The sequence below is a fragment of the Halorubrum sp. SP9 genome, from assembly GCF_005435015.1.
GTDB classification, from domain to species: domain Archaea; phylum Halobacteriota; class Halobacteria; order Halobacteriales; family Haloferacaceae; genus Halorubrum; species Halorubrum sodomense.
Genome location: NZ_SGXU01000411.1, coordinates 1 through 424 on the forward strand (window position 1 = coordinate 1; position 424 = coordinate 424).

Consider the following 424-nt stretch of genomic DNA (forward strand, 5'->3'; position numbering starts at 1 on the left):
CGGCCGACGAGGGGCCACTGCTTGACGGTCACGCTCCCCGTGTCGAACAGCTCCGAGAGCCAGGCGGCCTTCGCCTCGGTCGCGAAGTCGACGCGGGTCACCGCGTCGATTTCGGTCGGGTCCGGCCACAGGTACGGGCGCTCGATCGACGACAGGTCCAGTTCGTCCGCGATGAGGGAGTACGCGTCGAGGTCGCCGGCGTTGAGACAGCCGGCCGTGGCGGCGGTGGCACCGGCGACGCCGAGCAGTCGGAGGGCACTGCGGCGGGAACAGCGCATATCACTCACCGAATTTCCGACATCTCGGTAAATCCCTTGTGGTGGACCCCTCAGCGCACCGAGACGCCGATGCGACGAGAAGATCGTGTGGTATCGTACCGACCACCGTGGTAGGACGTAGCTTGCGAAAATCGCAAACTCGCTGC

General features: G+C 66.0%; 1 pseudogene. It reads right to left on the reverse strand.

What is annotated here, in order from left to right:
- Positions 1-278 (reverse strand): annotated as a pseudogene (locus tag EXE45_RS18065) (hypothetical protein); the annotation flags it as partial.
- Positions 279-424 lie beyond the last annotated feature (146 nt).